General features: G+C 70.0%; 32 protein-coding genes. 17 read left to right on the top strand and 15 right to left on the bottom strand.

From position 1 onward, the window contains the following. Positions 1 to 10: 10 nt before the first annotated feature. Both BLQ91_RS26705 and BLQ91_RS26700 read left to right on the top strand, forming a co-directional pair. Complete coding sequence (locus tag BLQ91_RS26705; RefSeq protein ID WP_342670667.1) at positions 11 to 748, top strand: DeoR/GlpR family DNA-binding transcription regulator; 738 nt, start codon at positions 11 to 13, stop codon at positions 746 to 748. Further along, complete coding sequence (locus tag BLQ91_RS26700) at positions 745 to 1,287, top strand: HAD-IA family hydrolase (protein ID WP_090100957.1); 543 nt, start codon at positions 745 to 747, stop codon at positions 1,285 to 1,287. The genes BLQ91_RS26705 and BLQ91_RS26700 overlap by 4 nt, the downstream gene beginning before the upstream one ends. 1 nt (position 1,288) lies before the next feature. Here BLQ91_RS26700 and BLQ91_RS26695 read toward each other — a convergent pair whose 3' ends face one another. Beyond that, a complete protein-coding gene (locus BLQ91_RS26695; protein WP_090101170.1) occupies positions 1,289 to 2,065 on the bottom strand; it encodes an SDR family NAD(P)-dependent oxidoreductase in 777 nt (258 codons plus the stop codon). An 86-nt stretch (positions 2,066 to 2,151) separates the two neighbouring features. Between BLQ91_RS26695 and BLQ91_RS26690 the strand changes: the two genes are divergently transcribed. Beyond that, positions 2,152 to 2,994 carry a helix-turn-helix transcriptional regulator gene (locus BLQ91_RS26690; protein WP_090100955.1) on the top strand — a complete coding sequence of 281 codons (843 nt, stop codon included), beginning with the start codon at positions 2,152 to 2,154 and terminating at the stop codon, positions 2,992 to 2,994. On the opposite strand, the gene BLQ91_RS26685 is transcribed toward BLQ91_RS26690, so the two are convergent. The 4 genes from BLQ91_RS26685 to BLQ91_RS26670 all read right to left on the bottom strand — a co-directional run bounded on the left by BLQ91_RS26685 (position 2,991) and on the right by BLQ91_RS26670 (position 5,162). Next, on the bottom strand, positions 2,991 to 3,527 hold the full coding sequence (locus tag BLQ91_RS26685) for a vitamin K epoxide reductase family protein (protein ID WP_090100954.1): 537 nt from the start codon (positions 3,525 to 3,527) through the stop codon (positions 2,991 to 2,993). The genes BLQ91_RS26690 and BLQ91_RS26685 overlap by 4 nt on opposite strands. Next, entirely contained in the window at positions 3,524 to 4,120 is a 597-nt protein-coding gene (locus tag BLQ91_RS26680; protein WP_090100953.1) for a DsbA family protein, read from the bottom strand. Before BLQ91_RS26680 ends, BLQ91_RS26685 begins: the two co-directional genes overlap by 4 nt. A 54-nt stretch (positions 4,121 to 4,174) precedes the next feature. After that, positions 4,175 to 4,546, bottom strand: coding sequence for a hypothetical protein (locus BLQ91_RS26675; RefSeq protein ID WP_090100952.1), 372 nt, complete (start codon positions 4,544 to 4,546; stop codon positions 4,175 to 4,177). A 196-nt stretch (positions 4,547 to 4,742) separates the two neighbouring features. Next, on the bottom strand, positions 4,743 to 5,162 hold the full coding sequence (locus BLQ91_RS26670; protein ID WP_090100951.1) for a VOC family protein: 420 nt from the start codon (positions 5,160 to 5,162) through the stop codon (positions 4,743 to 4,745). 86 nt (positions 5,163 to 5,248) lie between these two features. Between BLQ91_RS26670 and BLQ91_RS26665 the strand changes: the two genes are divergently transcribed. Beyond that, positions 5,249 to 6,208, top strand: coding sequence for a helix-turn-helix transcriptional regulator (locus BLQ91_RS26665; protein WP_090100950.1), 960 nt, complete (start codon positions 5,249 to 5,251; stop codon positions 6,206 to 6,208). Between the two features lie 27 nt (positions 6,209 to 6,235). Next, a complete protein-coding gene (locus tag BLQ91_RS26660) occupies positions 6,236 to 6,577 on the top strand; it encodes a hypothetical protein (RefSeq protein ID WP_090100949.1) in 342 nt (113 codons plus the stop codon). 141 nt (positions 6,578 to 6,718) lie between these two features. Here the strand turns inward: BLQ91_RS26660 and BLQ91_RS26655 are convergent, their stop codons facing one another. Continuing rightward, positions 6,719 to 7,750 carry an NAD(P)-dependent alcohol dehydrogenase gene (locus BLQ91_RS26655; protein ID WP_090100948.1) on the bottom strand — a complete coding sequence of 344 codons (1,032 nt, stop codon included), beginning with the start codon at positions 7,748 to 7,750 and terminating at the stop codon, positions 6,719 to 6,721. A 92-nt stretch (positions 7,751 to 7,842) separates the two neighbouring features. Here BLQ91_RS26655 and BLQ91_RS26650 point away from each other — a divergent pair, with 92 nt between their 5' ends. The 7 genes from BLQ91_RS26650 to BLQ91_RS41635 all read left to right on the top strand — a co-directional run bounded on the left by BLQ91_RS26650 (position 7,843) and on the right by BLQ91_RS41635 (position 11,207). Further along, on the top strand, positions 7,843 to 8,421 hold the full coding sequence (locus tag BLQ91_RS26650) for a TetR/AcrR family transcriptional regulator (protein ID WP_090100946.1): 579 nt from the start codon (positions 7,843 to 7,845) through the stop codon (positions 8,419 to 8,421). 114 nt (positions 8,422 to 8,535) lie between these two features. After that, a complete protein-coding gene (locus tag BLQ91_RS26645) occupies positions 8,536 to 9,381 on the top strand; it encodes a Scr1 family TA system antitoxin-like transcriptional regulator (protein ID WP_218130418.1) in 846 nt (281 codons plus the stop codon). Between the two features lie 16 nt (positions 9,382 to 9,397). Beyond that, positions 9,398 to 9,529 carry a DUF397 domain-containing protein gene (locus tag BLQ91_RS26640; protein WP_090100942.1) on the top strand — a complete coding sequence of 44 codons (132 nt, stop codon included), beginning with the start codon at positions 9,398 to 9,400 and terminating at the stop codon, positions 9,527 to 9,529. Positions 9,530 to 9,601: 72 nt separating this feature from the next. Next, positions 9,602 to 10,066 carry an SRPBCC domain-containing protein gene (locus BLQ91_RS26635; protein WP_090100940.1) on the top strand — a complete coding sequence of 155 codons (465 nt, stop codon included), beginning with the start codon at positions 9,602 to 9,604 and terminating at the stop codon, positions 10,064 to 10,066. After that, a complete protein-coding gene (locus BLQ91_RS26630; protein WP_090100938.1) occupies positions 10,063 to 10,404 on the top strand; it encodes an ArsR/SmtB family transcription factor in 342 nt (113 codons plus the stop codon). Before BLQ91_RS26635 ends, BLQ91_RS26630 begins: the two co-directional genes overlap by 4 nt. Further along, complete coding sequence (locus BLQ91_RS26625; protein WP_090100936.1) at positions 10,401 to 10,853, top strand: SRPBCC family protein; 453 nt, start codon at positions 10,401 to 10,403, stop codon at positions 10,851 to 10,853. Before BLQ91_RS26630 ends, BLQ91_RS26625 begins: the two co-directional genes overlap by 4 nt. Before the next feature lie 177 nt (positions 10,854 to 11,030). After that, a complete protein-coding gene (locus BLQ91_RS41635) occupies positions 11,031 to 11,207 on the top strand; it encodes a hypothetical protein (RefSeq protein ID WP_176959966.1) in 177 nt (58 codons plus the stop codon). A 3-nt stretch (positions 11,208 to 11,210) separates the two neighbouring features. Here the strand turns inward: BLQ91_RS41635 and BLQ91_RS26620 are convergent, their stop codons facing one another. Next, positions 11,211 to 11,702: an FBP domain-containing protein gene (locus BLQ91_RS26620; RefSeq protein WP_090100934.1), complete on the bottom strand. Its 492-nt coding sequence runs from the start codon at positions 11,700 to 11,702 to the stop codon at positions 11,211 to 11,213. A gap of 67 nt (positions 11,703 to 11,769) precedes the next feature. On the opposite strand from BLQ91_RS26620, the gene BLQ91_RS26615 reads away from it, so the two are divergent. Then, positions 11,770 to 12,339, top strand: a complete 570-nt coding sequence (locus tag BLQ91_RS26615; RefSeq protein ID WP_090100932.1) for a TetR/AcrR family transcriptional regulator — start codon at positions 11,770 to 11,772, stop codon at positions 12,337 to 12,339. Between the two features lie 45 nt (positions 12,340 to 12,384). Here the strand turns inward: BLQ91_RS26615 and BLQ91_RS26610 are convergent, their stop codons facing one another. The 3 genes from BLQ91_RS26610 to BLQ91_RS26600 are packed head-to-tail and all read right to left on the bottom strand — an operon-like array spanning position 12,385 to position 13,647. Then, complete coding sequence (locus BLQ91_RS26610; RefSeq protein ID WP_090100930.1) at positions 12,385 to 12,630, bottom strand: hypothetical protein; 246 nt, start codon at positions 12,628 to 12,630, stop codon at positions 12,385 to 12,387. After that, entirely contained in the window at positions 12,630 to 13,130 is a 501-nt protein-coding gene (locus BLQ91_RS26605; protein WP_218130416.1) for a DUF6232 family protein, read from the bottom strand. The genes BLQ91_RS26610 and BLQ91_RS26605 overlap by 1 nt, the downstream gene beginning before the upstream one ends. 55 nt (positions 13,131 to 13,185) lie before the next feature. Beyond that, positions 13,186 to 13,647: a hypothetical protein gene (locus BLQ91_RS26600; protein ID WP_090100928.1), complete on the bottom strand. Its 462-nt coding sequence runs from the start codon at positions 13,645 to 13,647 to the stop codon at positions 13,186 to 13,188. A 183-nt stretch (positions 13,648 to 13,830) separates the two neighbouring features. On the opposite strand from BLQ91_RS26600, the gene BLQ91_RS26595 reads away from it, so the two are divergent. Then, positions 13,831 to 14,055 (top strand): hypothetical protein, encoded by a 225-nt coding sequence (locus BLQ91_RS26595; RefSeq protein ID WP_090100926.1) that lies wholly within the window; start codon positions 13,831 to 13,833, stop codon positions 14,053 to 14,055. Here the strand turns inward: BLQ91_RS26595 and BLQ91_RS26590 are convergent. The 3 genes from BLQ91_RS26590 to BLQ91_RS26580 all read right to left on the bottom strand — a co-directional run bounded on the left by BLQ91_RS26590 (position 14,015) and on the right by BLQ91_RS26580 (position 17,066). Then, positions 14,015 to 15,046, bottom strand: coding sequence for a hypothetical protein (locus tag BLQ91_RS26590; protein WP_143022825.1), 1,032 nt, complete (start codon positions 15,044 to 15,046; stop codon positions 14,015 to 14,017). The genes BLQ91_RS26595 and BLQ91_RS26590 overlap by 41 nt on opposite strands. 917 nt (positions 15,047 to 15,963) lie before the next feature. After that, positions 15,964 to 16,566 carry a TetR/AcrR family transcriptional regulator gene (locus BLQ91_RS26585; protein ID WP_176959965.1) on the bottom strand — a complete coding sequence of 201 codons (603 nt, stop codon included), beginning with the start codon at positions 16,564 to 16,566 and terminating at the stop codon, positions 15,964 to 15,966. A 32-nt stretch (positions 16,567 to 16,598) separates the two neighbouring features. Further along, positions 16,599 to 17,066 carry a nuclear transport factor 2 family protein gene (locus BLQ91_RS26580; RefSeq protein ID WP_090100918.1) on the bottom strand — a complete coding sequence of 156 codons (468 nt, stop codon included), beginning with the start codon at positions 17,064 to 17,066 and terminating at the stop codon, positions 16,599 to 16,601. Positions 17,067 to 17,327: 261 nt separating this feature from the next. Between BLQ91_RS26580 and BLQ91_RS26575 the strand changes: the two genes are divergently transcribed. Continuing rightward, positions 17,328 to 17,669, top strand: a complete 342-nt coding sequence (locus BLQ91_RS26575; RefSeq protein WP_425412542.1) for a MarR family winged helix-turn-helix transcriptional regulator — start codon at positions 17,328 to 17,330, stop codon at positions 17,667 to 17,669. On the opposite strand, the gene BLQ91_RS26570 is transcribed toward BLQ91_RS26575, so the two are convergent. Continuing rightward, complete coding sequence (locus BLQ91_RS26570) at positions 17,640 to 18,077, bottom strand: Lrp/AsnC family transcriptional regulator (RefSeq protein WP_090100916.1); 438 nt, start codon at positions 18,075 to 18,077, stop codon at positions 17,640 to 17,642. The two genes, BLQ91_RS26575 and BLQ91_RS26570, sit on opposite strands and share 30 nt — an antisense overlap. A gap of 123 nt (positions 18,078 to 18,200) precedes the next feature. On the opposite strand from BLQ91_RS26570, the gene BLQ91_RS26565 reads away from it, so the two are divergent. Together BLQ91_RS26565 and BLQ91_RS26560 are read left to right on the top strand one after the other, a co-directional pair. Beyond that, on the top strand, positions 18,201 to 19,469 hold the full coding sequence (locus BLQ91_RS26565) for an ArgE/DapE family deacylase (RefSeq protein WP_245733823.1): 1,269 nt from the start codon (positions 18,201 to 18,203) through the stop codon (positions 19,467 to 19,469). Positions 19,470 to 19,596: 127 nt separating this feature from the next. After that, entirely contained in the window at positions 19,597 to 22,383 is a 2,787-nt protein-coding gene (locus tag BLQ91_RS26560) for a M48 family metalloprotease (RefSeq protein WP_090100914.1), read from the top strand. A gap of 3 nt (positions 22,384 to 22,386) precedes the next feature. Here BLQ91_RS26560 and BLQ91_RS26555 read toward each other — a convergent pair whose 3' ends face one another. Continuing rightward, complete coding sequence (locus BLQ91_RS26555) at positions 22,387 to 25,881, bottom strand: nSTAND1 domain-containing NTPase (RefSeq protein WP_090100913.1); 3,495 nt, start codon at positions 25,879 to 25,881, stop codon at positions 22,387 to 22,389. Positions 25,882 to 26,016 lie beyond the last annotated feature (135 nt).

Here is a 26,016-nt window from a genome sequence, read left to right as displayed (position 1 = left end):
AATCGCGATCGTGTCCCGACTGAAGCAGATCTCCGAGGCGGTCCGCGACGCCGGCTCCCTCGGCGTCGCGGAGCTGGCGTCGCTCACCGGCGCCTCCGAGATGACCATTCGCCGCGACCTGGAGGTCCTCGCGGCCCAGGGCGTCCTCGAACGCTACCGGGGCGGCGCGCGCAGCCTGCTGCTGCGCGGCGAGGAGCCCCCGTTCGCGCTCCGCGCCGACGAGAACATGGACGCCAAGCGTCGCATCGCCGCCGCCGTCGCCGGCCTGATCGCCGACGGCGAGTCCGTCGTGCTCGACAGCGGCACCACCTGCCTGGAGGTGGCCCGGCTGCTGCACGAACGACGGCTCACCGTCATGCCGTTGTCGCTGCACGCCGTGAACGCGCTGTCGTCATCGGCCACCCTCACGCTGCTCGTGCCCGGCGGCCGTCCCCGGCCCGGCGAGCTCGCGCTGACCGGCCCGCTGACCCTGGCCTCGCTGCAGGCCCTGCGCTTCGACACGGCCGTGATCGGCTGCTGCGGCCTGTCCGCCGAACACGGCCTTACCGCTTTCGACCTGGAGGACGCCTCGGTGAAGCGCACCGCCATCGCCTCGGCCCGGCGCGTGATCGCCGCGGTCGACGCCTCGAAGCTGACCCGCACCGCGCTGGCGTTCGTCGCGCCGGTGTCCGCCCTGGACGCCGTGGTGACCGACGCCGAGGGCGACGCGGGACTGACGGCCGCGGGTGTGCCGGTGGTGACGGCATGATCGTGCTGTTCGACATGTTCGGCGTGATCGCCCGCGACCAGTCGCCCGAGGTCATGCGCGAGATGAGCACCGCGCCGGAGTTCTGGGACGCCTACTGGGCGCACCGCCCCGCCTACGACCGCGGCGACGTCACCGCGCAGGAGTACTGGGAGCGCGTCGGCCACCCGCCGCTGGTGGAGCAGGACGTCGCCAGCTGGAGCCGCGTCGACTACGAGATGGTCGCCCTGCTGCACGAGCTGTCCAACGCGGGCCGGCGCATCGCGTTGCTGTCGAACATCCCCGAGGACCTCGCGCGCAACTTCGAACGCACGCACGCGTGGCTCGACCTGTTCGAGGTCTGCGCGTTCTCGTGCCGAATCGGCCACGCCAAGCCGGAGCGCGGCGCCTTCGAGTGGTGCCGCGACCGGCTCGGCGACGACGACATCCTGTTCGTCGACGACCGGCTCGAGAACGTGCGCGCCGCCGAACTGGTCGGCATGCGAGGCCACCACTTCACCGGGATCGACGGCCTGCGCACGCTCCTCGCCGCGCACCCCTGACTCACGCGCCGGCGGCGCCGTCCACCGGCACGATCGCGCCGCTCACCATCGACGCGCGGTCGCTGAGCAGCCACGCGGCGACCTCGGCGACCTCGCGGGGCTCGGCCATGCGCCCGAGCGGGGTCGTGGCGGTGATGTGCCCGACGACACCGGGGGTCGCGGCCTCCCACTCCTCGATCATCCGCGTGTCGGTGCCGCCGGGGGTGATGCCGTTGACCCGGATGCCCTCGCGGGCCCACGTGACGGCGGCCGACTCGGTGATGCTGTTGAGCGCCCGCTTCATGGCGCCGTACGCGGGCAGGACGGGGTTGGCGCGCCGGCTGCCGATGCTCGAGGTGTTGACGATCGCGCCGCCACCGCCGCGGCGCATCAGCGCGGCCTCGGCGTTCATCGCGGTCCAGTGCGACCGGAAGTTCACGGCGAACTGCAGGTCGATGTCGTCGTCGCTGGTGGTGTCGAGCGGACCGGGCTGCTGGATCGCCGCGCCGTTGTTGAACGCGCCGTCGAGCCGTCCGTGCAGCTCCTCCACCCGGTCGACCGCGGCACGGACGCTCGCCCGGTCGGCGAGGTCGAGTTCGACGGCGTCCGCGACGCCGCCGTCGGCGCGGATCTCACCGACGATCTTGTCCAGGGCGGCCGTGCCTCGGGCGGCGAGCACAACCGCGGCTCCTTCGGCGGCGAAGAGCCTGGCCGCGGCCTCCCCGATGCCGCGGCTGGCGCCGGTGATGAAGACGACCTTGCCGGTCAGCAGGCCGATGGGTGCGATGTCATTGGTCATGGCACCCATGTCACCGCGTTCGCCGGAGCGCATTCAGGTACAGGCTGTACCAGGATCCGCGGCCGTTCGGAGGGCAGGCTCGGGGTATGAGCAAACAGCAGCTCGGGGAGTTCCTCCGCAGCCGCCGCGAGCGGCTCCGCCCGGAGGACGTCGGCCTGCCGTCCGGACCACGCCGCCGCACGCCGGGTCTGCGCCGCGAGGAGGTCGCGGTGCTCGCGCACATCTCCACCGAGTACTACGTGCGGCTCGAGCAGGGCAGGGCGCCGTGGCCGTCCGGGGACGTGCTGGCCGGGATCGCGGGTGCGCTGAAGCTCACCGACGCCGAGTCCGACCACCTGCACCTGCTGGCGGGCACCGCGCCGATCCGCACCCGCACGCACCGCCGCGACGTGCGCCCGAGCATCCTCGCGCTGCTGGAACGGCTGCCGCAGACGGCCGGGTTCGTGACGTCGGCGGTGTTCGAGGTGCTCGCGTGGAACGACCTCGCGGCCGCCCTCATGGAGGACTTCGCCGAGGTCAGCCCGCGCGACCGCAACCTCGCCCGCCGCGCGTTCCTCGGACCGGCACCGGCCGGAACCCCGCTCTACGGGATCTCCGACGCGGCCGAGTTCCGCCTGCACGTCGTCATGCAGCTGCGCGCCACCGCCGCGCGCTACCCGTCCGACCCCGAGGTGACCGGTCTGGTCGAGGAGCTGCGCACCGGCAGTCCCGACTTCGCCCGCCTCTGGGAGCGCAACGACGTGCAGGCCGCGCCCACGCTCCGCAAGACCTTCCGCCACCCGGCCGTCGGCGAGGTCACCGTCGACTGCGACTCGCTCGCCCTCACCGACCGCGACCAGCACCTCGTGCTCTACAGCGCGCCGCAGGGAACCCCTGATGCCGAGGCGCTCGCGCTGCTCGGCGTCCTCGGCCCAGGAGCCCGCGTCTAGACCAGCGACGAGAAGTAGAACCAGAACGCCTGCAGCACCGCGGCCGCGATCAGCAGGTACCACAGGACCAGCACGACGCTGTGGTACTGGAACGCCGGCTTGATGTTGCGCAGCGTCGTGTACCAGAAGATCGGGATCGTCACGGCCCACACGACCACGCAGTACGGGCACAGCGCGCCGATCACGTACAGCGACTCGACGATCAGCCAGTGCACGAACGCCACCCCGGCCGTGGCGCCGACCTGCAGCCCGATCCACACCCACGACGGCAGCTCGACGCCCGCGAGCAGCAGCACGCCGAGCGTCGTCACCACCGCGAAGCCCGCGATGCCGAGCAGCGGGTTCGGGAACCCGAACAGCTCGGCCTGCGCGGTCTTCATGATCGAGCCGCAGCTCAGCACCGGGTTGATGCTGCACGTCGGCACGTAGAACGGGTCTTTGAGCAGCGCGATCTTCTCGATCGTCAGCACGAGGGAGGCGACGAAGCCGACCGCCCCGCCGACCGCGAGCACCCACGCGACGATCCGGTTCACGGCAGCACCTTCTCGATGGCGGCCTTCAGGTTGTCGTAGCTCGGCGCCCCGGTGAACTTGGTGCCGTTGACGAAGAACGTCGGCGTGGCCTGCACCCCGGCCTTCGCGCCCTCCGACCGCTGGGCGAGAACCCGCTCCCGCAGCGCCGGATCGTCCAGGGCCTTCTCGAACGCCGCCGCGTCGAGCCCGAGCTCCTGCGCGAACCCGGTGAACACCGCGCGCTGCGACGTCTGCTGCCCGGCCCACTCCTGCTGCGCGTCGAACATCATCCGGAACATGTCGTCCCGCTTGCCCTGCGCCCCCGCCGCCTCGACCGCGACGGCGGCCAGCTCGGAGTTGCGGTGGCTGGGAATGGGGAAGTGCCGCACGTCGAACGTGACGCGCTCGCCGTACTCGCTCTTCAACCGCTCGACCCCGGGATGGGCGGCCCCGCACGACGGGCACTCGAGGTCGAGGTACTCGACAACCGTCACCTTGCCGCCGGCGGACTGCGGCGCCGCTGTGGTGTCGTTGCGGCCGAACAGGAGGAAACCGGCGACCACCACCGCCACGACACCGACGATGACCAGGGACAACCGGGCGTTCTTGGACATGACTGGGAAACCTCCACGAAGGCTGGCAGGACCGAACCGCAGAACGGGTTCGGCCTAGGCCCGCAGCACGCAGAGCTGCGACAGCCGCACTTCCAGCCGGCGTGAAGGAGAGAACAGCACGTCAGGCAGGCGCTGCAACAGCACCCGGAACGACCCGGTCCGCCGCAGCACGGCGAACCCGATGAGCACGGCGAGCGCCACCACCAGGCAGGCACCGGCGACGAGGATGCCCTCGATCAGCCCGCCCCCGTCGGCCTGGTCGGAGTGGACGACCGCGTGCGTGCTCGACGTGGGGCACTGGGCGGTCCAGGCGAACTCCGTCTCGCACGGGGTGCCCTGCATCATCGCGACTCCGGCCACCAGGGCGAGCACGGCGAGAACGCGTGCGAGGTACGCACGGGTTCTCGAGCTGCCGGTGCCGGACACGGGATCCAGGGTAGCGATCTCCTGAGTAGGGTCGCGCGGATGGGGCAGGAGCTACGTGAATCGGACAGGCTCGTGGCCGCCGGACAGCCGTTGAGGCGCAGGTACCCACGCCCGATCTGCTCGGCGATCTGTCCGCGCTCATCGACCGGCCGACGTCCTCGAAGAGCTGACTGCAGTCATCTCGGAAGCGCCGCCCTCAGACGTTGCGCTGGTCCCCGGACGCCAAGCCCTGCCGCGCGAGGGCGGCAGGGGTTACCGGCGTGAAGAAGTTGACCAGGGTGCCGTCGGGGTCGCGGACCAGCAGCGACCGGTTGCCCCACGGCATGGTCGTGGGCTCGGCGACGACCTCGGCGAACCCCGCCAGGTCGCGGTGCACGGCGTCCACGTCGTCGACGAGGAACTCGACGATCACGCTGCGGTTGGCCGACGGTTCGGCGGAGCCCGGCGCGAACAGGCCGACGGTGCGGGTGCTGCCGATCGCGAGGGTGGCCGAGGTGGTCCTGATCTCGGCGAAGTCCTCGGTGGCCCAGTCGGCCGTCACGCCGGTGGCGCGTTCGTAGAAGCCGACGAGGCGGGCGACGTCGGCGGTGATGACGCGGATCGAGACGAAGTGCACGGTTCTCTCCTTGAACGGGTAGATGACCGCACGCTAGGAGCAATACCGGGCAGAACCCGCCCGGTATTCGAGGCAGAATTCAGGACGTGCCCCGGCCCATCGCTCGCGTGCTGACGCTGCTCGAACTGCTGCAGTCGGGAGGCGTCCGCACCGTGGCCGAGCTCGCCAACCGCCTGGGAGTCGACGAACGGACCGTGCGGCGCTACGTCGGCCATCTGCTCGACCTCGACGTCCCCGTCGAGTCGATGCGAGGACGCCACGGCGGCTACCGGCTCGCTTCCGGGTACCGGATGCCGCCGCTGATGCTGACCGACGACGAAGCCCTCGCCGTGCTGCTCGGCCTGGTCGCGGGCCGCCGATCAGGCCTGATGACGGACGCGGCGAGCGAGACGGCGACGGCCAAGATCCGGCGTGTGCTGCCCGCCCGGCTCCGCCACCGGCTCGACGCCGTGCTCGGCTCGGTCGCCTTCACGGCCCCGGCCGGAGAACCCGCGGTCCCGGACGCGTCGGTCCTGCTGGCGATCGCCGACGCGGTGACCCACCACCGGCCTGTCGCGGTCCGCTACACCTCCGCCGACGGCCGGCAGAGCGAACGCACGCTGCACCCGCACGGCCTCATCGCCCACTCGGGACGGTGGTACGTGACCGGCGCCGATCCCGCGCTCGGCGAGGACAGGACGTTCCGGCTCGACCGCATCGCGCACGCCAGGACGCTGCCGGGCACGTTCGACCCGCCGGACGACCTCGACCCGGCGCAGCGCCTCCTGACCGGGCTCGCCACCGCGCCGTACCGGCACGAGGTGGTGCTGCGGATCCGCGGGAGTGCCGAGCGGATCCGCACCCGGCTGCCCGCGAGCGTCGCGGTCGTGGAGGAGGACGGGCCGTGGTCGCGGGTCGAACTGAGGGTGGAACGGCTCGACTGGGTGCCCGGTGTGCTCGCGGCGCTGGACCTGCCGTTCGTGGTCGAGCGGCCGGACGAGCTGCGGCACCTCGTGGCCGCGCTCGCCGTGCGGCTGGCGGAGTCGGCCCGGCGCACGCCTGAATGACGTGCGGCCGTCGCTGCGCTCGAACCTGTGACCAGGAAGTCCCCGCAGGAGAAGAAGGCGTTGAGCTACGCCAAGGACCGCCGGAACACCCACGGGGAGAACGACAAGAGCTCCCGCAAGAACATAGCGAGGAGCAAGCGCCACAACGTCCGCGCACACCGGCGCCGTGAGCAGGTCGTGCTCACGCACGTCCAGCCCGACGACATCGAGTCGGAGCTGAAGCGCGAGCACCCGTACCACTGGCGCAAGTGGAGGGACACCCCGCTCGCCGCCGTCGTGGCCTACAAGCTCCAGCGCCGGGCGCGGCTCGGCATCATCGACGCCGAGCAGGCCGAGGCGAAGATCGCCAGGTTGCCGCGCGTCTCCTGAGTCCGGCGCACCACGGCCGAGCAGGTCCCTCCACGGCCGCTACCACCGCCTCGCCCGGTGATCCCGCTGCGATCATCGCCTCCGCCGACCAGGTCGAGGCAGCGCTGCGCCTGACGCTCCCGGGCCTGTCTCCCGAGGTCGTCAGCCGAGGTCGGACAGGTCCAGCACGAACCGGTAGCGCACGTCGCCGCGTTCGAGCCGGTCCAAGGCCTCGGTCACACGGGCGGACGGCAACACCTCGACGTCGGCGGTGAGCCCGTGGGCCGCGCAGAACTCCAGCATCGCGGCGGTGGCGGGAACACCGCCGCTGCCACCGGAGGTCAGCTTCTTGCGGCCGACGAGAAGGTCCAGCGCCTCCACGGTGATGCCGCCGAGGTACCCGACCTGGCTCAGCGTCCCGTCCATCGCCACCAGCGCCAGGTACGGCGCGAGGTCGTGCGCAACGGGGATGGTGTCGATCAGGACGTCGAACCGATCGCGAGACGCCTGCACGCTCTCCGTATCGCTGGAGACGACGACATCGCGCGCACCGAGCTGCATGACGTCGTCCGCACGATCGGCGGACCGGCTCACGACCGACACCTCGGCACCGAGCGCCACGGCGAACTTCACCGCGAGGTGCCCGAGCCCGCCCAGACCGGCCACCGCCACGCGCATCCCCGGCCCCACGCCCAGCGCACGCAGCGGCTCCCACACGGTGACTCCCGCGCACATCAGCGGCGCCGCGGCCGCCGGGTCCAGGCCGGAGGGCAGGGGATAGGCGAACTTGTCGCGGACGACGTACTCACGGGAGAAGCCGCCCAACGTCGTCGTTCCGTCGTGGCGGTCCTTGCCGCCGTAGGTGAGCGTGGGGAACTCACGGCAGAAGTTCTCCTGCCCCGCCGCGCACATCGAACACGTCCCGCAGGAGTCGACGATGTTGCCCACGGCGACGGCGTCGCCGACCCGGAACGCGGTCACGTCCGGGCCGACCTCGGTGACGACGCCGGTGAACTCGTGGCCGGGGACGAGCGGGCTTTCGCCGTCGTGGGCCTTGAGGCCGTGCAGATCGGTGTGGCAAACCCCGCAGAAGTCGACCCGGACCGCGATGTCGTCGGACCGCAGGTCACGCCGCGAGATCGGCTCCTTCCGCAGGGTGCCGCCGTGGGCCTGCCAACCGGTGGTGCTGCGCATGACGCTCCTTCAAACAGACTGTTCGGTCTATTTCGAGGCTAGGCCGCGTCGGCGCAAAAGTAAACCGACTGTTCTGTCGGTAGAGTGCGCTCATGGCCGACCAGCAGTTGACCGCCCGGGGCGAGGCCACCCGGCAGCGCATCATCGACGTCGCGACCCGCGAGTTCGCCGAACACGGCATCGCCGGAGCCCGCATCGAACGGGTCGTCGCGGCAGCCCGCACCAACAAGGCCCAGCTCTACGCCTACTTCGGCAACAAGGACGGCCTCTTCGACGCGATCTTCCTCGGCTCCCTGGAGCGGATCGTCAACGTCGTCCCCATCGACGCCACCGACCTCGCCGACTGGGCCGTGCGCCTCTACGACGAGTACCTCGACCGGCCCGACCTGATCCGGCTGGCGACGTGGAACCGCCTCGAACGCCGCCCGACCGGCCACCTCGTCGCCGACCGCATCGACCAGGAGAAGCTGCGCGCCATCGCCGACGCGCAGGAGGCGGGCCTCGTCCGCGCCGGCGACCCGTTCGACGTGATGGCCGTGGTGATCGCGATGTCGATGGCGTGGTCCCCGGTCAGCAACGTCTACGCCGCCACGGCCGACGAGGACGCCGAGGTCCACGAACGCCGCCGCGACTTCCTGCGCGACACCGTGCGGCGTGCCGTGGCGCCGTAGGAAAGCTTGGAAGACCGCCAAAGAGCATGCTTTCAGGTTGACCTGCGCGGAATGGGTGGAGCCAAACGGAAATGCGGCTCTACCTTTTCCGGCATGCCTTTGCGGAGATCAACGGTGCGCGGCCGCGAGTTCGGCGACGCGATACGGGCGCTGCTGCGGGCGTCCGACCTGACCAGCCGAGCCGCCGCGGATCTGCTCGGCTGGCAGGAAGCCAAAGTCTCGGAACTGGTCAACGGCAAGGAAGGCGTCAGCGACCTCGACCTGGCCAAACTGCTGGGCCTCCTGCGCACGCCACCAGCCGAGTTCGACCACCTGATGGCGCTGCACCACGACACGAACGTCCGCGATTGGCTACAACCCACAAAATCAGGTCCTACGGACCGAGCGCGCACACTGCGAGAACACGAGAAAATCGCAACAGGTGTGATGGGGTGGTCGATGAATGTCGTGCACGGCCTTCTTCAGGCACCCGACTACACCACTCGTCTGGTCAACGCTTCGAGCCGGTTGTCGAAAGACGAGCGGGCGGTCGTGATCAGCAATCGGTTGGCTCGGCAGAGGGCGGCGCTCGATGGCGGCCGGATCGTCACGATCTACCTCCACGAACAGGCCCTCCGCCTGCCCGTGGGCGGTCCGGACGTGATGGCGGACCAGTTCCACCACCTGCTGCGGATGTCCGTGCGGCCGTACCTGACGCTCCGCGTGATTCCCACTGCGGCCGGGCCGCACGACGGGCTCGCGGGTTCCTTCGACATGCTGACTTTCAAGAAGATCCCGCCGATCGTCTACGTCGAGAGCCAGGGAGCGACGGTCTTCCTGGAGGACCAGCCCTCGGTAGGTCTTTACGAGGACGTGCTGAAGTCACTCGGACGGACGGCGTTGGACGAGGCGCAGACGAGAAAGCTGATCACCGACATCATCAGTGAGGAGGCTTGTGGTGACCAGGTGGCGGAAGAGTAGTTACAGCACCCCTGACATGAACTGCGTGGAGGTGGGCCGGGGCGTTGGCCTGCGGGACAGCAAGTCGCCCTCGGTCGAGCTGCCGCTCGCGGCCCACCAGTGGGCGTCGTTCCTGCGACTGGCCAGAACCGGCAACGTGCAACCATAAGTTGCACCTCACGGCTCCTCGGGCTAACTTGATGTGCAACCAAGGGTTGCACTTCGAGTCACGGGAGTACGCATGGAGCACGGGAGCATCGAACGCGAGCTGCGCATCGACGCCAGCCCCGAGGTCGTCTACGAGGTGGTCAGCTCACCCGAGCACCTGCGCGAGTGGTGGCCTGACGAGGCCGAGTTCGACGCGGTCGTCGGCGGCACGGGCACGATCACGTTCGGCGACCCGGCCTCGCCGGAGGCGAAGGTCGAGCAGCTCACCGTCGTGGAGGCCGACCCACCCCGCAGGTTCGCGTTCCGCTGGGTCTACGACCGGGATGAGACGGCGGCGCCGGACAACTCGCTGCTCGTCACGATCGACCTGGAGCCGTCGGGCGAGGGCACGCTGCTGAAGTTCCGGGAGACCGGGTTCCGCGAGCGCGGCTGGGAGGCCGCCGTGCTGGAGCAGGCGTACAACGACCACGTCCAGGGCTGGAACCACTTCCTGCCGCGCCTGGTCGCCCGCGCCACGAGTCTGGTCGCGCGCTCGTGAGCACGGCGATCGACGACGAGCTGTGGTCCGCGGTGGGGGACCCGACCCGTCGCCGGATGCTCGACCTGCTGCTCAGCGACGGTGGTGGCACCGCGACGACGCTGAGTGATCGGCTCCCGGTCACGCGGCAGGCGGTCGCGAAGCACCTGGGCGTGCTGGACCGCGTCGGCCTGGTGCACGCGACCGCGTCCGGCCGTGAACGCCGTTACGAGGTCGACGAGGTCCAGCTCGCGCGGGCGGTGGCGCAGCTGTCCGCGGTGGGGGCTACCTGGGACGCCCGGTTGCAGCGGATCAAGCGCATCGCCGAGCGGATCCAGCGCGAGAAAGAGTCGTCGTGACGACAGGGGTCGAACGGGGCTACACCACGTCGTACGTGGTCGAGCAGTCGCCGGACGAGGTCTACGCCGCCGTGCTGGACGTGCGTGCCTGGTGGACCGGCGAGGTCGAGGGACGCACCGACGAGGTGGGCGCCGAGTTCACCTACCGGCACCCGCCGCAGCACTACAGCCGTCAGCGCATCACCGAGCTGGAGCCGTGCCGGCGGGTGGTGTGGCTGGTCACCGACAGTCGGCTGTCGTTCGTCTCGGAGCCGGCGGAGTGGACCGGCAGCGAGGTCGTGTTCGACATCGTTGCCGCTGGTGGCGGCACCGAGCTGAAGTTCACGCACGTCGGTCTGGTGCCGGACGTCGAGTGCTTCGGCGCGTGTTCGACGGCGTGGCTGCACTACGTCAACGGCAGCCTGCACAGCCTGATCACGACGGGACAGGGCCTGCCCGATCCGTGGTGACACGCCGAGGGGATGTGCGTGCTGTCGATGGCGCGCGCATCCCCTCGCAGCTCAACGGGTGCGCTGTCGAACGCCATACCCTTCGATGGTCGGGAATCGCCTGATTGCCGCCCGAACGACCGGATTCGGGTGCATCCTTGTGTGCGGCACAACCCCTCGACCCGAGGACTGATGACCATGACCAGTGCGACTGCGGGCCCCCGCCACAACTGGGAGTCCGACCTGGAGCGCTACCGGACCAGAGCGGTCCAGGTGCTCGACACGCACCTGCCCGCCACCAGCGGCTGCACCGAGTGCGGCGACCCCTGGCCGTGCGCCCGCGCGTGCAGCGCCGAGCTGGTCCTCGAACTCTGACGCCTACGAGCACACCCGTTCGACGAACGCGTTCACGCCGGCCAGCATCCGTTCGACCTGCTCGCCGAGCGTGATCGCCTCCTTGAACCGCGAGCCGGGTCCGGCGCTCTTCTTGCCGCGCAGGTAGAGCGAGCACGCCAGGTCGGCGCACACGTAGACGCCGACCGAGTTGCCCAGTTGCCCGGACTTCCCGGCCTTGCGCGCGGTCATCAGCGACACCCCGTCCCCGGAGTGCGTGGTCAGGCACCACGCGCACATCGTCTTGCGCGCCCGCCCCGCCTGAGCGGCCCGCCGCAGCGCGATGCCGACGAGCCTGCCGTCCAGCTCGGCCACGAGGTACGAGCGGTCCGGCGCCGCGGGGTCGGTCCAGCCGAGGAAGTCCAGGTCGTCCCACGGCCGGTCACCCAGATCCCTGGGCACGTGCATGCGCTTCGCCTCGCCCTTGGTGGAATTGACGAAGGACGCGCGGATCTCGAGTTCGGTCAGCGGCTTCACGTCCCAGGACGCTAGGCTTACCTAGAGGTCCTAGGCAAATCATTAAGGACCCTAGGAGCGGTGACGGATGGCACGTGCGGGGCTCACCGCGGAGCGCCTGACGCAGGCGGCGGCGGACCTGGCGGACGAGGTCGGCTTCGAGAACGTGACGGTGTCCGCCCTGGCCCGCCACTTCGGCGTGAAGGACGCCTCGCTGTACTCGCACATCCGCAACGCGCACGACCTGCGGGTCCGCCTGGCCGTCCTCGCGCTCGCCGAACTGGCCGACCGCGTCGCCGCGGCGATCGGCGGCCGATCCGGCAAGGACGCCCTGGTCGCGTTCGCCGGCGCCTACCGCGCCTACGCCCGCGAACACCCCGGCCGCTACACCGCGACCCAGATGGCGCTGGACCCGGACACGGCCGCGACCAGTGCCGCCGGGCGGCACGCCGAGCTGACCCGCGCGATCCTGCGGGGTTACGACCTGTGGGAACCCGACCAGACCGACGCCGTGCGGCTGCTGCACAGCACCTTCCACGGGTACGTGTCGCTGGAGCGAGCCGGGGCCTTCCACAGCCATCCGCGCGGGGTCGAGGCGTCGTGGACACGGGTCCTCGACGCACTCGACTCCGTGCTCAGGGCGTGGCCCGCCCTTTGAACAACGGGCCCGCAGGCAGGGCTGCGGGCCCTACGGCGAACGGTGTTACCGCAGGTCGTGGTGGACGTCGCCGATCTGGACACCGGACTTGTCACCCGAGACGTAGTCGCCGTCCTGGACGGTCACGGTCCGCAGCGCCTCCGGGCCGGCCGGACTGGTCTTGCTGACCACGTTGTCGCCGGGGCCGGTGTGCACCTGCTTGCCGACGCTGCCGGCGCCGTACTGCTGGATGACGTCACCTTCGCCGACGTGGTTCGTGTTCTCGACGTGGAAACGATCGCCGGCGCCCATCAGTGGGACCCGGCCTTCGCGCCGATCTGCTTGCCGACGCTGTCGTCCCCGTACTGCTGGATGATGTCGCCGCTGACGACGTGATTCAGGTTGAAGATCGTCTGTGCGGTGTCGGGGTGGCCGATCGCGTCGGTGATCACCACGACGAGCTGGTCGATCTCGTTCTCGTCAAGGCTCCAGACCGCGTCCTGCTGCACGCCGGAGGTGTTGAGGACGAGCCCGAAGACCTGCGGCAGCTTCATCACCTGCAATAGACGCCAGACCAGAAGCGCCGTGCCGGCCAGCAGGATGAGCACGCCACCCGTCGTCGAAACCGACACCACCACTATCGAGACGAAGATGCACAGCAGCATCCGCAGGATGAACTTCTGGATCGCCGCGCGCTTGAGCGGCCTGGGGTCGATCCACCGCGAGCCGACGCGGGAAATGTTGCGCAACGGGTAGGCCTCGCTGTCCACCCACAGCACCCCGTTGTTGATTCTGACTTCGCCTGTGGCCACGGATTTTCCTCGCTTTTCGTTCTGGATGATTCGCTGAAATCTCGGAGAACCGCTGTCAACGGCCTGACTGGTCAGGGTGGTGATGATTCACGTCTCCGAAGTGAACGGAGTTCTTGGCGCCGTTCACGTAATCGCCTCCGTAGACCTGCGTGGTCATCCGGGGCGAGGTCGGTTCGCTGAAGGCGACCGGGATGGGCTTCTGCGGCCGACGGTCGCCCTCCCGGTTCTCCCAGGCGCGCTTCGCCTCGTGGTAGCGGGCCTCCCAGTCGGCGACCCGCCAGCGCTGCTGCGGCGCTTCCGGCTTCAGGAACTGCAGGCAGGTCCGCACGACCTTCATGAAGTCGTCCGTGCTGCGCGGGAAGCGGCCCATGTCCTTCCAGCCGCGGATCGTCTCCAGGCCCACGTCGGTCGCCATGGCGAGTCCTCGCAGGGACTTCGTCTGCGCGTCGACCAGGGACCCGAAGTCCCGCAGCAGGTCCTCGGGCGTGACGCCCGCGTTTTCCGGCGGCGGACCCATCACTCACCTCTTCTCCAGCCGGGCGGAAGCCGTCCGACTCGTCCGGGTGTCCGACCACTCGGACACCTCTTCCATTGCACGCACCTGCAGTTTCCCGAAATGCGTCCCGGCGGGAAACCGGGACGCGGAAATTGAACTCAGCCTTTGCCTCGTCCTAGTCCGACGAAGTGCAGAGGTGAAGTCATGGAGTTCAAGACCGAGGGCTACTGGGTTTCCGTCGAAACCGGCGGAAGTGCGACCCCTTACATCTGCATCGCTTTCGCGATGTGGGTTCTGGTCTGCAGCCACCGCGACTCGATCCTGGTCGTGTCGCTGCGGATCGCGCTGCTCGCGACGGCGAAGCTCCTCAAGGTCTTCGCCACGGCGATCACCCCGCGCCGTCCTCGCCGCTCGCAGCGGCGCGGCTGACGGGAACCTCGCCCCACCGGTACTGGCAGCCGTAGGCCAGGTGGGGGTTGAGGTGGTCGAAAGCCAGGTTCGCCTCGCCCACCGCGTCGAGCGGGAACATCCCGTGCGGCGCGGTGTGGAGGGCGAACGCGTCGAGCGTGCGGACGTCCTCGCCCTCCACCCGCCTGATCCACATCGGCGGGTGGTCGGGGTGGAACTTCAGGATGAGCTGGAAGCGACGGATCGTCACCTCGCCGGTGATCACGTGGTGGGCCCTGACCACCTCCGCCGGGAAGACGAAGCTCAGCCCGAAGCGGTGGGCCTGCCGCCTCACCAGCGGCGCCGGCAGGCCCACCACGAGCTCGAAGCCGGTGGACGAGGGACGCCGCAGTGACGTGACGCGCCCGCCGTGCCGTACGTGAGCGGAGAACCTCGGGTTCGGGGTGTCTATGTGCTCGGGCAGTTCGAACCGGATCGGGATCTCGGAGAGCCCGTCCTGCACGCACACGATCTCGCGTTCCTGGTACACCGACACGGTGGCCGGGTCGGCGTGCGCCGCGGTGTTGTCGACGATCACCCGGTACTCGCTGATGTAGTAGGAGTTGACGAACCGCGTACCGCCGCGGTTCCTGGTCAGCTCCGCCGCGATCTCCCCGGCCAGTTCCTGCTCGGCCTCGCCGATCCGCCGCAGCGCCGTCCTCGTGCTCACGCTGAGCAGCGCGGCCAGGTGGTCGACCCGATCGGTGAAGTGGGCCAGGTGCTCGACCCCGCAGTCGATCGCCAGGCTGACGGCGAGGACGTCCTGGCGTTCCTGCGGCAGGCCACCCGCGAACGCCAGCAGGTGCTGGACGAGCGTGGCGCGCAACTGCGCGGCGTCCTGGTTCAGCCCGCACAGCGCCCGCAGGTGCGGACCCAGCCGTTCGGCCAGGTTCGGCGCCAGTACGCCGTGCCCTGCCCTGAGCCTGCGGATCTCGTCCCTGACCTTGATGATCACTGCATCCCCGTTCCGCACCGCGCCAGCTTCGCAGCGAAAAGAACCTGCGATGACAACATGACAAAAACAAGCCACAGGATGGCGGCTCGTTTCCTCGCCACGCCTCCTGCATGCGCATGTGTCCGGTGGAGTGACCGGAAAGGCGTCCGGATTTTGCCGTGCGGCGTTCGGCTGGGTGCGTCCGCGCAGCCAGCGAGCCTGGTCGCGAGGAATATTCGATGTCATCAGGGCTGCGAATCTCGCCTTTGAATACAATCATGACAAAACTCCAGCGGAGACTCACAAGGCCGATGTCGAACCGGAAGTGTGGGTTTCATCGCTGGGTCAGCTGGATCGTTACCCGGTATTGCGGAGGACATTAAGCCGTGATGTAAACGCGATGTGGTCTGCGGTCACGGACGCTGCGAGGCGGCAATCAGAACGACCCTCGCGGCTCCACACCACGGGTTTCCCGCCACCCGCGTGAACCCGCGCCCGGCTGCCTGAGCGGGCTGCGCGCATCGGTTCCATACCGGCGCGCTGAGTACTGGCTCGGGTGCGACCGCACCGCCGCACCAGCGGCGCGCTCGCGCACCCCGTGGTCGAGGACGGTAGTGATCAGCAGATCAGTGGTGCGCCGCCGCGATCGGCGGCAGTTCCTGGTACGTGTCGGCGACCTGGGTCATCTTCTCGGTCGGCGGGGCGAGCAGCCGTGACGTCATCACCTTGTTGACCACGCGGGTCAGGCCCGGGCCGAGTCGCGTGCGCGGGTAGGGATCCGGGGAGGATCGGAACGGTTTTCAGCGGTAGGTCGGGGCAGCCCAAAGCAAGGAGTGCGTGGAGCACAGATCCCTGGTTATGGCGCGGTCATAGGGGGCGCGCCCGGCTCGGGCTCGGCGACAGAAGGAAGTGGGATACCGGCAGGCCGCCTGCATGTCCCGCCCTTGCGGTGGAAGCTAGGGCGAAACCTGGCGGGCGGAGTTACCGCTGTCCGATCGGGACCGTTGCCCGCTGAGGGTCCGTGCCCAGGGCTCGTCGACGTCGGCCAGGCCGAGGGTCAGCGTGACATTTTCGAGCATGCCGGCGCCGAACCAGTGCCGGACCGCAGCGTCGTCGTGGTTCAGGAGCTCACTGACGAGTTCGACCTGCCGGGCGTAGCACGTGCGCACCGCCTCGGCCACGAGCGGCTCATCAACTGCGCAACTGGCCTGCATGAGGAACCGCATGACGTCCCGGTCCTGGATCAGGGTGCTGTAGGCGGACCGGATCGCACGCATCACCCCCTCCGCCTGCCGGGGCGGCCCGGCCTCATCGGTGCCGGCGCCGGCTCCGGTCAGAGCGTCCGAGAGCAGCTCGGACACGTGGAGGACGGCACCGGCGAACAGCGCCTCCTTGCTGGCGAAGAGGCGGTAGACATAGGGCTGAGAGATTCCGGCCCGTTCGGCGATCTCACTGGTTGTCGTGCCGTAGTAACCCTTGCGCGCGAAACAGGCCACGGCAGCGTCCAGCACGACTCGACGGCGTTGATCGCTTTTCACGCTGGAGCCGGGGGCGGGCATGTCTGCCAGTCTTCCACCCCGTCGAATCGGGATCAGCGCCCTGCGGGCCACGACACGTCTTGGCCACTGGCGGCCTGGTCGGGGGTCATGGCCTCGATGACCACGAGAGGGTTCCAGTAGTCGACGAACCGCTCGACCAGGCCCGCCTCGTCGAGGCGGATCACCGTGATGACCGTCTGCTCATACGGCTTGCCGGTGCTGAGGACGCTTCCCTCCGAGTGGTATTCGGCGACCGCAGTGCGGGGGTCGGTCGTCTCGATGAACTTCACGTCGACGAACTTCACGTCGAAGGTCTGCGGGAAGCCGCGCATGTGGGCGATCAGCGCCTCGCGTCCCTGTACCCGGGTAGGCACACCGGCGGGAGCGAAGGGGAACTCGACCGTGCCGTCCGCGGCGTACAGCTCGATCCACTCGTCGATCTGGCCGGAGGACACCAACCGCAGGTGCTCTGCCAGGGCGTGCTGAGCGGGGGTGAGTTCGCGGGTCGGGCTGGCGTTCATGGTCGCTCCTTGGTTAGTGATTGAACAATAACAAACCTAGCCGGGAGACCGCCGACGAACAAGGGTGGGGACCGTCACGGCCCAGCCAAGACAGACGTGGGCAGTTCGCACGGCAATGTCGATGTAGAGGCTGTTCCACAGCACGACGGCGTTCAGGGCCAAGCCGAGGGCGCGAGCTGGTCTTCCATCCCCTGGCGGTAGTGCTGGCGCAGTTCGCCTCGATGGCCGAAGAAGATCCGCCGGGCCAGGGTGTGGCGGCCCTTGGACGCGCCGCTGTCACCCGCTCAGCTGTCGCGGCAGATCGGCATGACGACCGGTGCGACGACGATCCTGCTCAACCGCCTCGAAGCCGCAGGCCACATCACGCGCAGCCGGGAGAGCGCGGACCGCCGCCGGGTCACGCTGCGTCCGACGCCCGCCGCTCGGGACCGCGCCCAGGAGTTCATCGGACGTGCCGGCGCCGAGATCGCCGAAGTCCTCCGCACGACGTCGCCCGAGGACCTCGAGGTCGTGGCGACGTTCCTGCAGAGGATGAACAACGCCGCAGACGAGACGAACCCTGCGTCTGAGCCGTTAGAGACGTGGCCTCGTGAGCAGCCGTGACAGCACGATGGCGCTCTCGGTGCGTTCAACGAGAGTGGTCGAACGCACCCGTTGGATCGCCTGTTCCAGGTGCGGGATGTCCTTGGCCAGCATGTAGAGCATCGCGTCGGCCGCGCCGGAGACGGTGCACGCGTCGATGACCTCCGGGATGTCGTCGAGCGCCTTGCGCAGCGCGGCCGGGGTCGGGTTGCCCGTGCAGTAGATCTCCACGAACGCCTCGGTGTGCCAGGCCATCGCCTGCGGGTCGACCACCGCGCTGAACCCGCGGATCGCGCCGGTCGCGACGAGGCGGTCGAGTCGTCGCTTGGCGGCGGACGGGGACAGCCCGGCCGCCTTGCCGATCTCGGCGTAGGTGGCGCGGGCGTCGCGCACTACGCACCGGATGATCGCTTCGTCGATGGCGTCCATGAGCAAGAGGATCCGTTCTCGCGCAAAGAACCGCCAGAGCCGCTCCAGATTTGCAAGAAACAACTGTTTAAAGCGGTTTTTGCGGATTGTTTGCGCTGCCTGACCGATCTTAACCTCCGGCTCGTGACGATCAACGATGTAGAGGCGGCGGCGCTGGCCGCGGTGGACGAGGCGGCGATCGGCCGGCTCCTGCTGGACCTGCTGGAGGTGCCGAGCGTGACGGGCACCGCAGCGGAGTCCGAGTTGCAACACGTGCTGGCCGAGCACCTGGAGCGGCTGGACCTGGACGTCGACCTGTGGTCGATGGACCTGCCCGCCCTGCGGTCGCACCCGGACTTCCCCGGTGGCGAGGCTCCGCGCACCGAGGCGTGGGGGCTGGTCGGAAGCACCCGGACACAGGGCGATGGTCCGTCGCTGGTCCTGCAGGGACACGTCGACGTCGTGCCGCCCGGTGACCTCGCGCAGTGGAAGGGCGATCCGTTCCGGCCACGGGTGGACGGCGATGTCGTGCACGGCCGGGGCGCGTGCGACATGAAGGCCGGCGTGGTGGCGGTCCTTGCCGCGTTGAGCGCGGTCCGGACGGCGGGCACGAAGCTGAACGGCCAGGTCGCGGCCCATTTCGTCGTCAGCGAGGAGGACGGCGGGCTCGGGGCGTTCGGCACGCTGCGGCGCGGGCACACCGGCGACGCCTGCATCATCGCCGAACCGACCAGCGGCGCGCTCATGGTCGCCAACGCCGGCGCCCTTACGTTCCGCATCGAGGTCGCAGGACAGGCCACCCACGGCAGCACCCGCTACGCCGGGGTCAGCGCCATCGACGCCTACCTGCCCATCCACCAGGCGCTGTCCCGGCTGGAGGCGCGTCGCAACGCCGACACCGACCCGCTGATGACCGCCTGGGAGATCCCGTACCCGCTGTCGATCGGCACGGTCCGGGCCGGTGACTGGGCCAGCACCGTGCCCGACCTGCTGGTGGCCGAGGGACGGCTGGGCGTGGCACTGGGGGAGGACCCGGCTCGCGCACGGGCCGAACTCGAAGCGTGCGTGGCCGAGGCGTGCGCCGCGCACCCCTGGCTGCGGGCGCACCCGGCCGTCGTGACGTGGCCCGGTGGTCAGTTCGCCAGCGGCCGACTGCCGGTGGGGCATCCTCTGGCCGCCCTGGTGGGTGAGGCGCACGCCGACGTCACCGGCACCGGACGCCCCTCCGAACAGGGCGCTCCCTACGGCAGCGATCTGCGGCTGTACGCGGGGGAGGGCATCCCCACCCTCCAGTACGGACCGGGCGACGTGCGGGTGGCCCACAGTCCTCAGGAACAGGTCTCCGTCAGCGAGGTCGTCACGGTCACCCGGTCCCTGGTCCTCGCCACCCTCCGCGCGGTCGGCACCCGCTGACAGCGAGTTCCGGAGCCACTTCGACGGGTCTCTGACCTATTGGGGTGTTATGGCTCCGAACCGGCTCGCCTGGGCCGCGCGGACCTCACACTGACTCGCACGACCAGGGGGACGTGCGGGGGTAAGCGTGACGGTGGAGCCGGTCTCGGCAGGCGCGGACGAACGCGTGATCGGTGCGGGCACCACCGTCCGCTTCGTGCTGCTGATGGTGCTGCTGTTCGTCGCCAGCGGCTCGATGATGAGCGAGGTCGCCAGTGGCGTCTCGGGATCGGACGACGTGGGGTGCTTGCTGGCGGGCGGTGCCGATCCCGACGCGAGCACCCTTCAGGTTCAGCTGGTGTTGCTCCAGCAGATGCCGGCGTACGACGAGTGCGTGGCTCGTCATCAACCGCAGCCGCCGTGGTGGGTGGTGCTGGGATGGCCGCTCGTCGTGCTGCTCGGCGCCGCCGTGCTGTTCCGGGCGATACCCGCGTGGCGGGCGCGTTCACGTTGGGTGAAGCCACTTGGCGACACGCACGACGCGCACAGGCTGGTCGCCGAGGCGGTCGCGACCGCGGGACTGGTCAGGACGCCGCGGCTGGTGGTGGATCCGACCAAGGGCGTGGTCGTGTACGGGAGCAACCGGCGGCCCACGTTGCGGCTCAGCGCCACACTGCTGCTGAGCGCCACCACCGATCCCGAGCACTTCCGGGGTGTGGTGCTCCACGAACTGGCGCACATCCGCAACGGCGATGTCACCCTGCACTACATCACCACTGCGGTGTGGCGCATGTTCCTCGGCGCGGTCTTGGTGCCGTACGCGGTGTGGACAGCCGTGACGCTCGCCCAGCCGACCTGGTGGTCGGGTGACCAGCCGATCCAGGCACGCCGGATTCTCCTGGTGCTGCTGCTGGTGCTGCTGGTCTACCTGGCGCGTGCGGACGTGCTGCGCAGCCGGGAGGTGTGTGCCGATCTCGCCGCGGCCCGGTGGGGCGCGGCCACGCGCATCTGGACCACGACGGCACCCGCATCCGCGAGGCGGTGGGCAGCGTCGTTCGTCGAACTGTGGCGCACCCACCCGCGGTCGGACCTCCGGCGGGCCGCGGTGGCAGGTTCCGGGGAGCTGTTCGGGTTGCGGGCACTGCCGATGTTCCTCACCGGCGTCGCCGCGACCCTGGTGAACGCGCAAGTGCTGTCGTACGTGGCGCCCTACCTGGCCAGAGGCGGTCTGCTCCGCGAGTCGACGGGTCAGGCGCTGACGTTGGTGTCGTCGGCACTCGTCGTCGGGGTGATCGGTATCGCGCTGTGGAGAGCCGTGGTGCACTCGGTGCGAACCTCGCGACCCGCGCCGCCGGGGTGGCGCATCGGCCTGTGGTTCGGGGCAGGGCTCGCCGTGGGCGAGTTGTTCCTGAACCGGATCGCGGTGACCGAATGGCTGCCCCCGCACCCCGAGTTCCTGCTGCTCGTCGTACTGGCGGGCACGGGGCTCGTGTGGTGGATCGGTCAGTGCGCGCGACTTTGGGCCGTCGTGGGACGCACGACGTGGCCGGTGATGGCCGCCGCGTTGGGGGCCGCCTGGCTGGCGTTGTCGTCGTGGTTCGTCTGGTGGCAGAGCAACGGCACGGTGTACACGCGCGGCACGCCGATCGGTACCGATCAGGTTCGGGACCTGCTCGTACGGGGCCTGGGCGGTCCTGCCACGGACCACGCGCCGGTGTTGTCCGCCGTCGCCGCGGGGATGCCGGTGCTGAACGGCCTGTCCACCCCGGTCCTGGCCGTGGTGTCGGTGTGCGCGTTGTGGATCGTGCCGTTGCTCGCCTGGACCGTGCGGCCGGCGGACGGCACGCCGCGCTGGCTGCGGGCGGCCCTCGCCGGCGTCGTCGTGGTCAGGGAGGCACCGGTACCTCTGCTGCGGCGAGCGCTGCTGCCGGGCGTGGCCGGCGGTGCCGTGGCAGGCGCCGCCGTGGTGGCGATGCAGGCATATCTGCACACGTGGCGGCCTCTGCCTCCGGGATCGGGCGCGCTGTTCGCGTTGACGTACCAGACGGCTGTGTTCGTGGTGGTGGTCGCGGCGCCGGCGGTGGCCGCGGTCGTCGCCGCCGTGCTGGCCGGTCGCTACCGGCTCCTGGTTGCCCTGATCGCCGCGCAGGTGGCGGCCGTGGCGGGGCTCGGGTTGGCGTTGGTGTTCCTGTCCCTGGACGGCTGCGCCGAGCCGCTGAGGGTGGTGGAGTCGACCTGCGGTCCGCACTTCGCCATGTCCGGCATGGCTCTGCGGACGATGCTCGCTCCCGTGTTCGTGATCGCCACGATCGCGGCCTTCGTCGCCGCCGCTGTGGTCGGAATCGTCCGGCGAGCGCCCGTGGTCGCGGCACGAGCGCCAGGCACGCTGGCTGTGCGCCGCCGAGTGATCGCCGGTCTCTGCGTCGCCGCGGTCGCGGTCGCCGCCACCGGGGCGGCGCTGTGGGACCGGTCGAGCGGCGAGGTGTCCGAAGGCCAGGTGACGGCGGTGTTCGCACCCGCCGCGACCGCGCAGGTTCCAGCCCGCACTCAGGCCGCTCAGGTGTACGCGTGGACCCGCTACGGTGGCATGGATCTGAACCGGCGCCTCGCCGACATCATGAAGCGCCACACGGAGGCGTTGAACGCACCCGGATCCGCCACGGGTCAGGTCGACGTCTTGCCGCTGAGGAAGACCTGCGCCGAGTTCGGGCAGATCGCGCAGGACGCACAACGCTACTTCCGGGTGCCCGACGCGGTGGCTCAGCAGCACTGGAGTCGTTTCGTCACGCTGGCTCAACGCGGTAGCGCCCACTGCGTGACCGCGTTGGAGGCGGGTCCGCAGCGGCTGCTCCTGAGGTCGCTCGACGAGCTCGCTAACGCCATGTCGGAGGCGAGCTCGGCACTGGGCAGGGTGGTGCAGGTGGCGGGTGGCTGAGCTTCACGCACAGGGCGGTCGGTAGTCCCGGCCGGGCAGGTAACGCCGCCACTGCTGCTCCGTGATCGGGTCCCCGGCCGCGTTGCAGAGCCCGGGGACGATGCGTTCCTGATCGGTGTCCCACAACTCGACGCCGGTACTGGCGCTGACGATCGCCAGCGTCGTCCCGTCCGGGCTGAACTCGAGGTCGTAGAAGGAAAACGTGGAGTCGTCCGCGGGCAGGTAGAGCTGCTGGACCGGCGCGTCCGGGTCGGACACGTCCCAGATCTCCGCGCGGGTGGTGAAGTCCGACCCGCGCTGCTCCGCGGCGAGCAACGCGATGCGCTTGCTGTCCGGGCTGAACGCCAGCTTGCCGCCGGCCGCCCGGCTGCCCACGGTGGCTTTCACCGCGTCACCGGCCGGCCTGCGGTCCCGCACCGGCCACAGCCGCAGCGTCTGCGTGCTGTCGAGCGCGGCGAACAGCGATCCGTCCGGGCTGTGGGCGAACTCGGCGCTGAGGCCGGGCGGCAGCGGTTTGCGCCACAGCTCGGTGGGGTGCGCGGGATCGGCGAGGTCGAGGCCGCGCAGTTGTTTGCCCGCCTTCGTGTTGATGGGCAGCGATGCGAGCTCACCGTGCGCCAGGACGGTGAGCGCCGTCCCGTCCGGGGAGAACTTCGCGTCCCATGCCTCGATCGGCAGCTTCGCGATCTGGCGCGGCTGCCTGGGGTTCGTGATGTCGTAGAACCGCAGGCTCGGCGGCTTCTGATTGCTCTTCACCACGCCGTTGACGTCGGAGATCACCATCAGTGGCCGGACAGGGCTGAAAGCGATCTCGGCGACACCGTTGTCCAGATCCTCGATCATGGCCAGCGGCGGGCCACCGGGGATCGCGGTGTCACGCAGGCTGACGCCGACCATCTTGCCGTCGTCGTACAGCTCGGCCGCGGCGAGCAGCTCGCCGTTCTCGCTGAGCGCGATGGCGGCGCTGGTGAACAGGTTCGGCGCCGGTGCGGTGTGGAGCTTCTTCGGCGCGGCAGGGTCTCCGACATCCCACAGGGTGTTCGTGCCGACGCCCTTCAGGGCGATGAGCTGCCGGTCCGCGGTCCCCCGGTAGGAGAGCTGTCCGCCGGTTCCCGGGATCTCCCGGACGAAGCCCTTCGCACCCGGTCTGTCGGGATTGCCGACGTCCCACACGGACACCCCCACCGCGTCGACCTGCAGCAGGCGTCGTCCGGTGGGGTCGAACACCACGGGGCCCGGTTGGGGCCCGCTGCCGTCGGAGGAAGCGGACTGCCTCAGCACTCCCGGTCCCGGCTCGGCGGTGTGGGTCAGCACGCGCCACTTCGCTCCGCACGCGACGACCAACTGGTTGCCGTGCGGGCTGAACGCCAGCGACAGCACCGGATCGTGGCACTGGTCAGCCAAGAGGTTGCGCTCCTCCTCCTCGTGAGGAAGCCGTTGCGGTGCAGAGGGGTCGTTCAACCGCCAGACGTTCGGACCCTTGGGCCCGGCGGACGTCGCCAGCAGCGAACCGGTGTGGTCGAACGCGACGCGGTGAAGCGGTTCCCTCGGGCTGCGGGCGGCCTTGAACGGCTCTCCCGCCAGGGCGGTGACGGGGACCGGGCGGGCGGGGTCGACGATGTCCCAGAGCCGGACCTGCCCGTCCACGCTCACGGACGCGAGCAGGCCGCGGCGTGGCGCGACGGCGAGCGAGTCGACCGCCGAGCCGTGTCCCTCCGGTTTCGCCAGCGCTTTCGGCGCCTCCGGCCTGGTCAGGTCCCAGACCAGGATCTCGCCGCCGCCGGTTCCCGCGTACAGCGCGTCTCCGTCGTCGCTGAGCACGAGCGAGCGGATCACCGCGGGCATCGGCAGTACCGCTGTCTGCCGCGGACGGGACGGGTCGACGACGTCGTAGAACCGCAGGACGCCCGACTTCGCCTCGATGGTGTCGAAATCCGCCGCCACGAGCCGAGTGCCGTCCCTGCTCACCGCGACCGCGCCGGGCGTGAGGTCCGTGAGCCGCCCCGACCGTTCCCGCCCGCGCAGCATGATCTCGTCGACGGCGACGACCGCCAGCAGCCTGCCCTCCGCGTCGGGCACGACGTCGGTGACGACCTTCTCGTCGGCGATGACGCCCGGCGTGCCCTGGCTGTCGAGCATCGCCCGCCGGCCCGCCTCGCGGTCGAGGCGGTAGGACAGCACGCTGAGTTGCTTGGCCAGCCCCGGCTTGCGGTCGCGCAGGACCTCCGCCTCGGCCGCGAGGGACCGCGCGAGGTCGCGGGTCCTCGCCAGCTCGGCCTGCTGCGCGAACTTCGCGGCCGCGACGAGCCCTGCCGGTGCCAGGACCGCGAGCACGGCCAGCACGGCCAGCACCGTCCTGCGGCGGTGCAGCCTCCGCTGCCCACCGCGCCACGAAGCGTCCATGAACTCGGCGGTGGCGGGATCGAGATCGGTGGCCCGGCTCGGGGACGCCGCGGCCCGGCGGTTCGCCTCCGCCAGGCGGTCTCCCCGGTACAGCAGCGACTTGACGCGTCCGGCGCGGTGCCACCGTGCCGCGTCGGAGTCGAACTGACGGCGGGCGTGCCGCCAGTCCCGTTCGGCTTCGAGCCACTCCGCCAATCGCGGCCAGGAGTGCGGCACCGCGTGACTGATCCGGACGACGTCCTCTGTCCGAGTGACCAGACACGCCTCGGTCAGCAGGTCGACGACCCGCTGACCTGCCCTCACGTCCGGCAGACCGGTCAACAGCTCATCGAGCGGGACGGCTGCCCTGGAGTCCGGACTCCCTTCGCCGATGCGGACCATTCGCGGCAGCAAGCGCCGCGCGGCCTCCTGCTCGGGCGCCTCGAACTCCGCGTACACCCGCTCGGCTGTTGTTTCCACGTCACGATTCGCGCGGTAGACGTCCAGGGTGAGCCGCGTCCCGGAGCTTTGCCGCCACGTCGCCCACAACGCGTGTGACAGCTCCGGCAACGTCACCGCGTCGCGCAGGACTTCCTCCACGAGCCCGTCTTCGAGCGCCAGACCCGCCACGGCGGCAGGACCCTCGATCGCGGCGCGTCGTTCGGCCTGCGTCATCGGCTCGATCAGGAGCTGGTTGTCGCGCAACGCCCTCGCGAGCTCCGGGTGTTCGGCGGCCTGCCCGTAGAAGTCCGCGTCCAGTGCCAGGACGATCCTGGTCTCGTCACTGATGGACATCAGGGTCTGGAGGAACGCCTCGCGCTCGTGCCGACCGAGCGCGAACAGCTCTTCCACCTGATCGACGACCACGAGGTCGACGGGTTCGGCTGTGACCGTGCCGGGGCGCGCGTGGGGAGTGATCGACAACCAGGGCCGCTGCTGTGCGGCCAGCAGCCCCGCGTGCAGCAAGGACGTCTTACCCGAGCCGGCCGGACCGAGGAGGACCAGCAAACCCGGCCCGGCCGCCGCCGCTCTCAGGTCCGCGATCATCTGATCTCGCCCGTGGAACACGTGGGCGTCCTCGATCCCGAACGGGCGCAGTCCCAGGTACGGGCTCACGGCGCTCCCCTCCGACGCGGTCCGGCATTGATCAAGAACGACCACGGCACGGACGGATACGCCAGCCGAGGCGTTTCCACCGATCGGCCGATTCGCGGTCGGCTCAGCCTCGGCTTGCGGTGTTGACCGCCGACC

The organism is Lentzea jiangxiensis (assembly GCF_900104175.1).
GTDB lineage: Bacteria > Actinomycetota > Actinomycetes > Mycobacteriales > Pseudonocardiaceae > Lentzea > Lentzea jiangxiensis.
The sequence above is the reverse complement of the archived record's forward strand: the minus strand, read 5'-3'. Positions and strand labels throughout refer to the sequence as shown.

What these genes read in the sequence shown, in the direction of transcription:
- BLQ91_RS26585 (WP_176959965.1), bottom strand. Translation starts at nt 16,566, where the DNA reads ATGCCCGCCCCCGGCTCCAGCGTGAAAAGCGATCAACGCCGTCGAGTC.
- BLQ91_RS26635 (WP_090100940.1), top strand. Translation starts at nt 9,602, where the DNA reads ATGGAGCACGGGAGCATCGAACGCGAGCTGCGCATCGACGCCAGCCCC.
- BLQ91_RS26700 (WP_090100957.1), top strand. Translation starts at nt 745, where the DNA reads ATGATCGTGCTGTTCGACATGTTCGGCGTGATCGCCCGCGACCAGTCG.
- BLQ91_RS26690 (WP_090100955.1), top strand. Translation starts at nt 2,152, where the DNA reads ATGAGCAAACAGCAGCTCGGGGAGTTCCTCCGCAGCCGCCGCGAGCGG.
- BLQ91_RS26650 (WP_090100946.1), top strand. Translation starts at nt 7,843, where the DNA reads ATGGCCGACCAGCAGTTGACCGCCCGGGGCGAGGCCACCCGGCAGCGC.
- BLQ91_RS41635 (WP_176959966.1), top strand. Translation starts at nt 11,031, where the DNA reads ATGACCAGTGCGACTGCGGGCCCCCGCCACAACTGGGAGTCCGACCTG.
- BLQ91_RS26570 (WP_090100916.1), bottom strand. Translation starts at nt 18,077, where the DNA reads ATGGACGCCATCGACGAAGCGATCATCCGGTGCGTAGTGCGCGACGCC.
- BLQ91_RS26610 (WP_090100930.1), bottom strand. Translation starts at nt 12,630, where the DNA reads ATGGGCGCCGGCGATCGTTTCCACGTCGAGAACACGAACCACGTCGGC.
- BLQ91_RS26680 (WP_090100953.1), bottom strand. Translation starts at nt 4,120, where the DNA reads ATGTCCAAGAACGCCCGGTTGTCCCTGGTCATCGTCGGTGTCGTGGCG.
- BLQ91_RS26580 (WP_090100918.1), bottom strand. Translation starts at nt 17,066, where the DNA reads ATGAACGCCAGCCCGACCCGCGAACTCACCCCCGCTCAGCACGCCCTG.
- BLQ91_RS26600 (WP_090100928.1), bottom strand. Translation starts at nt 13,647, where the DNA reads ATGGGTCCGCCGCCGGAAAACGCGGGCGTCACGCCCGAGGACCTGCTG.
- BLQ91_RS26595 (WP_090100926.1), top strand. Translation starts at nt 13,831, where the DNA reads ATGGAGTTCAAGACCGAGGGCTACTGGGTTTCCGTCGAAACCGGCGGA.
- BLQ91_RS26640 (WP_090100942.1), top strand. Translation starts at nt 9,398, where the DNA reads ATGAACTGCGTGGAGGTGGGCCGGGGCGTTGGCCTGCGGGACAGCAAG.
- BLQ91_RS26695 (WP_090101170.1), bottom strand. Translation starts at nt 2,065, where the DNA reads ATGACCAATGACATCGCACCCATCGGCCTGCTGACCGGCAAGGTCGTC.
- BLQ91_RS26655 (WP_090100948.1), bottom strand. Translation starts at nt 7,750, where the DNA reads ATGCGCAGCACCACCGGTTGGCAGGCCCACGGCGGCACCCTGCGGAAG.
- BLQ91_RS26615 (WP_090100932.1), top strand. Translation starts at nt 11,770, where the DNA reads ATGGCACGTGCGGGGCTCACCGCGGAGCGCCTGACGCAGGCGGCGGCG.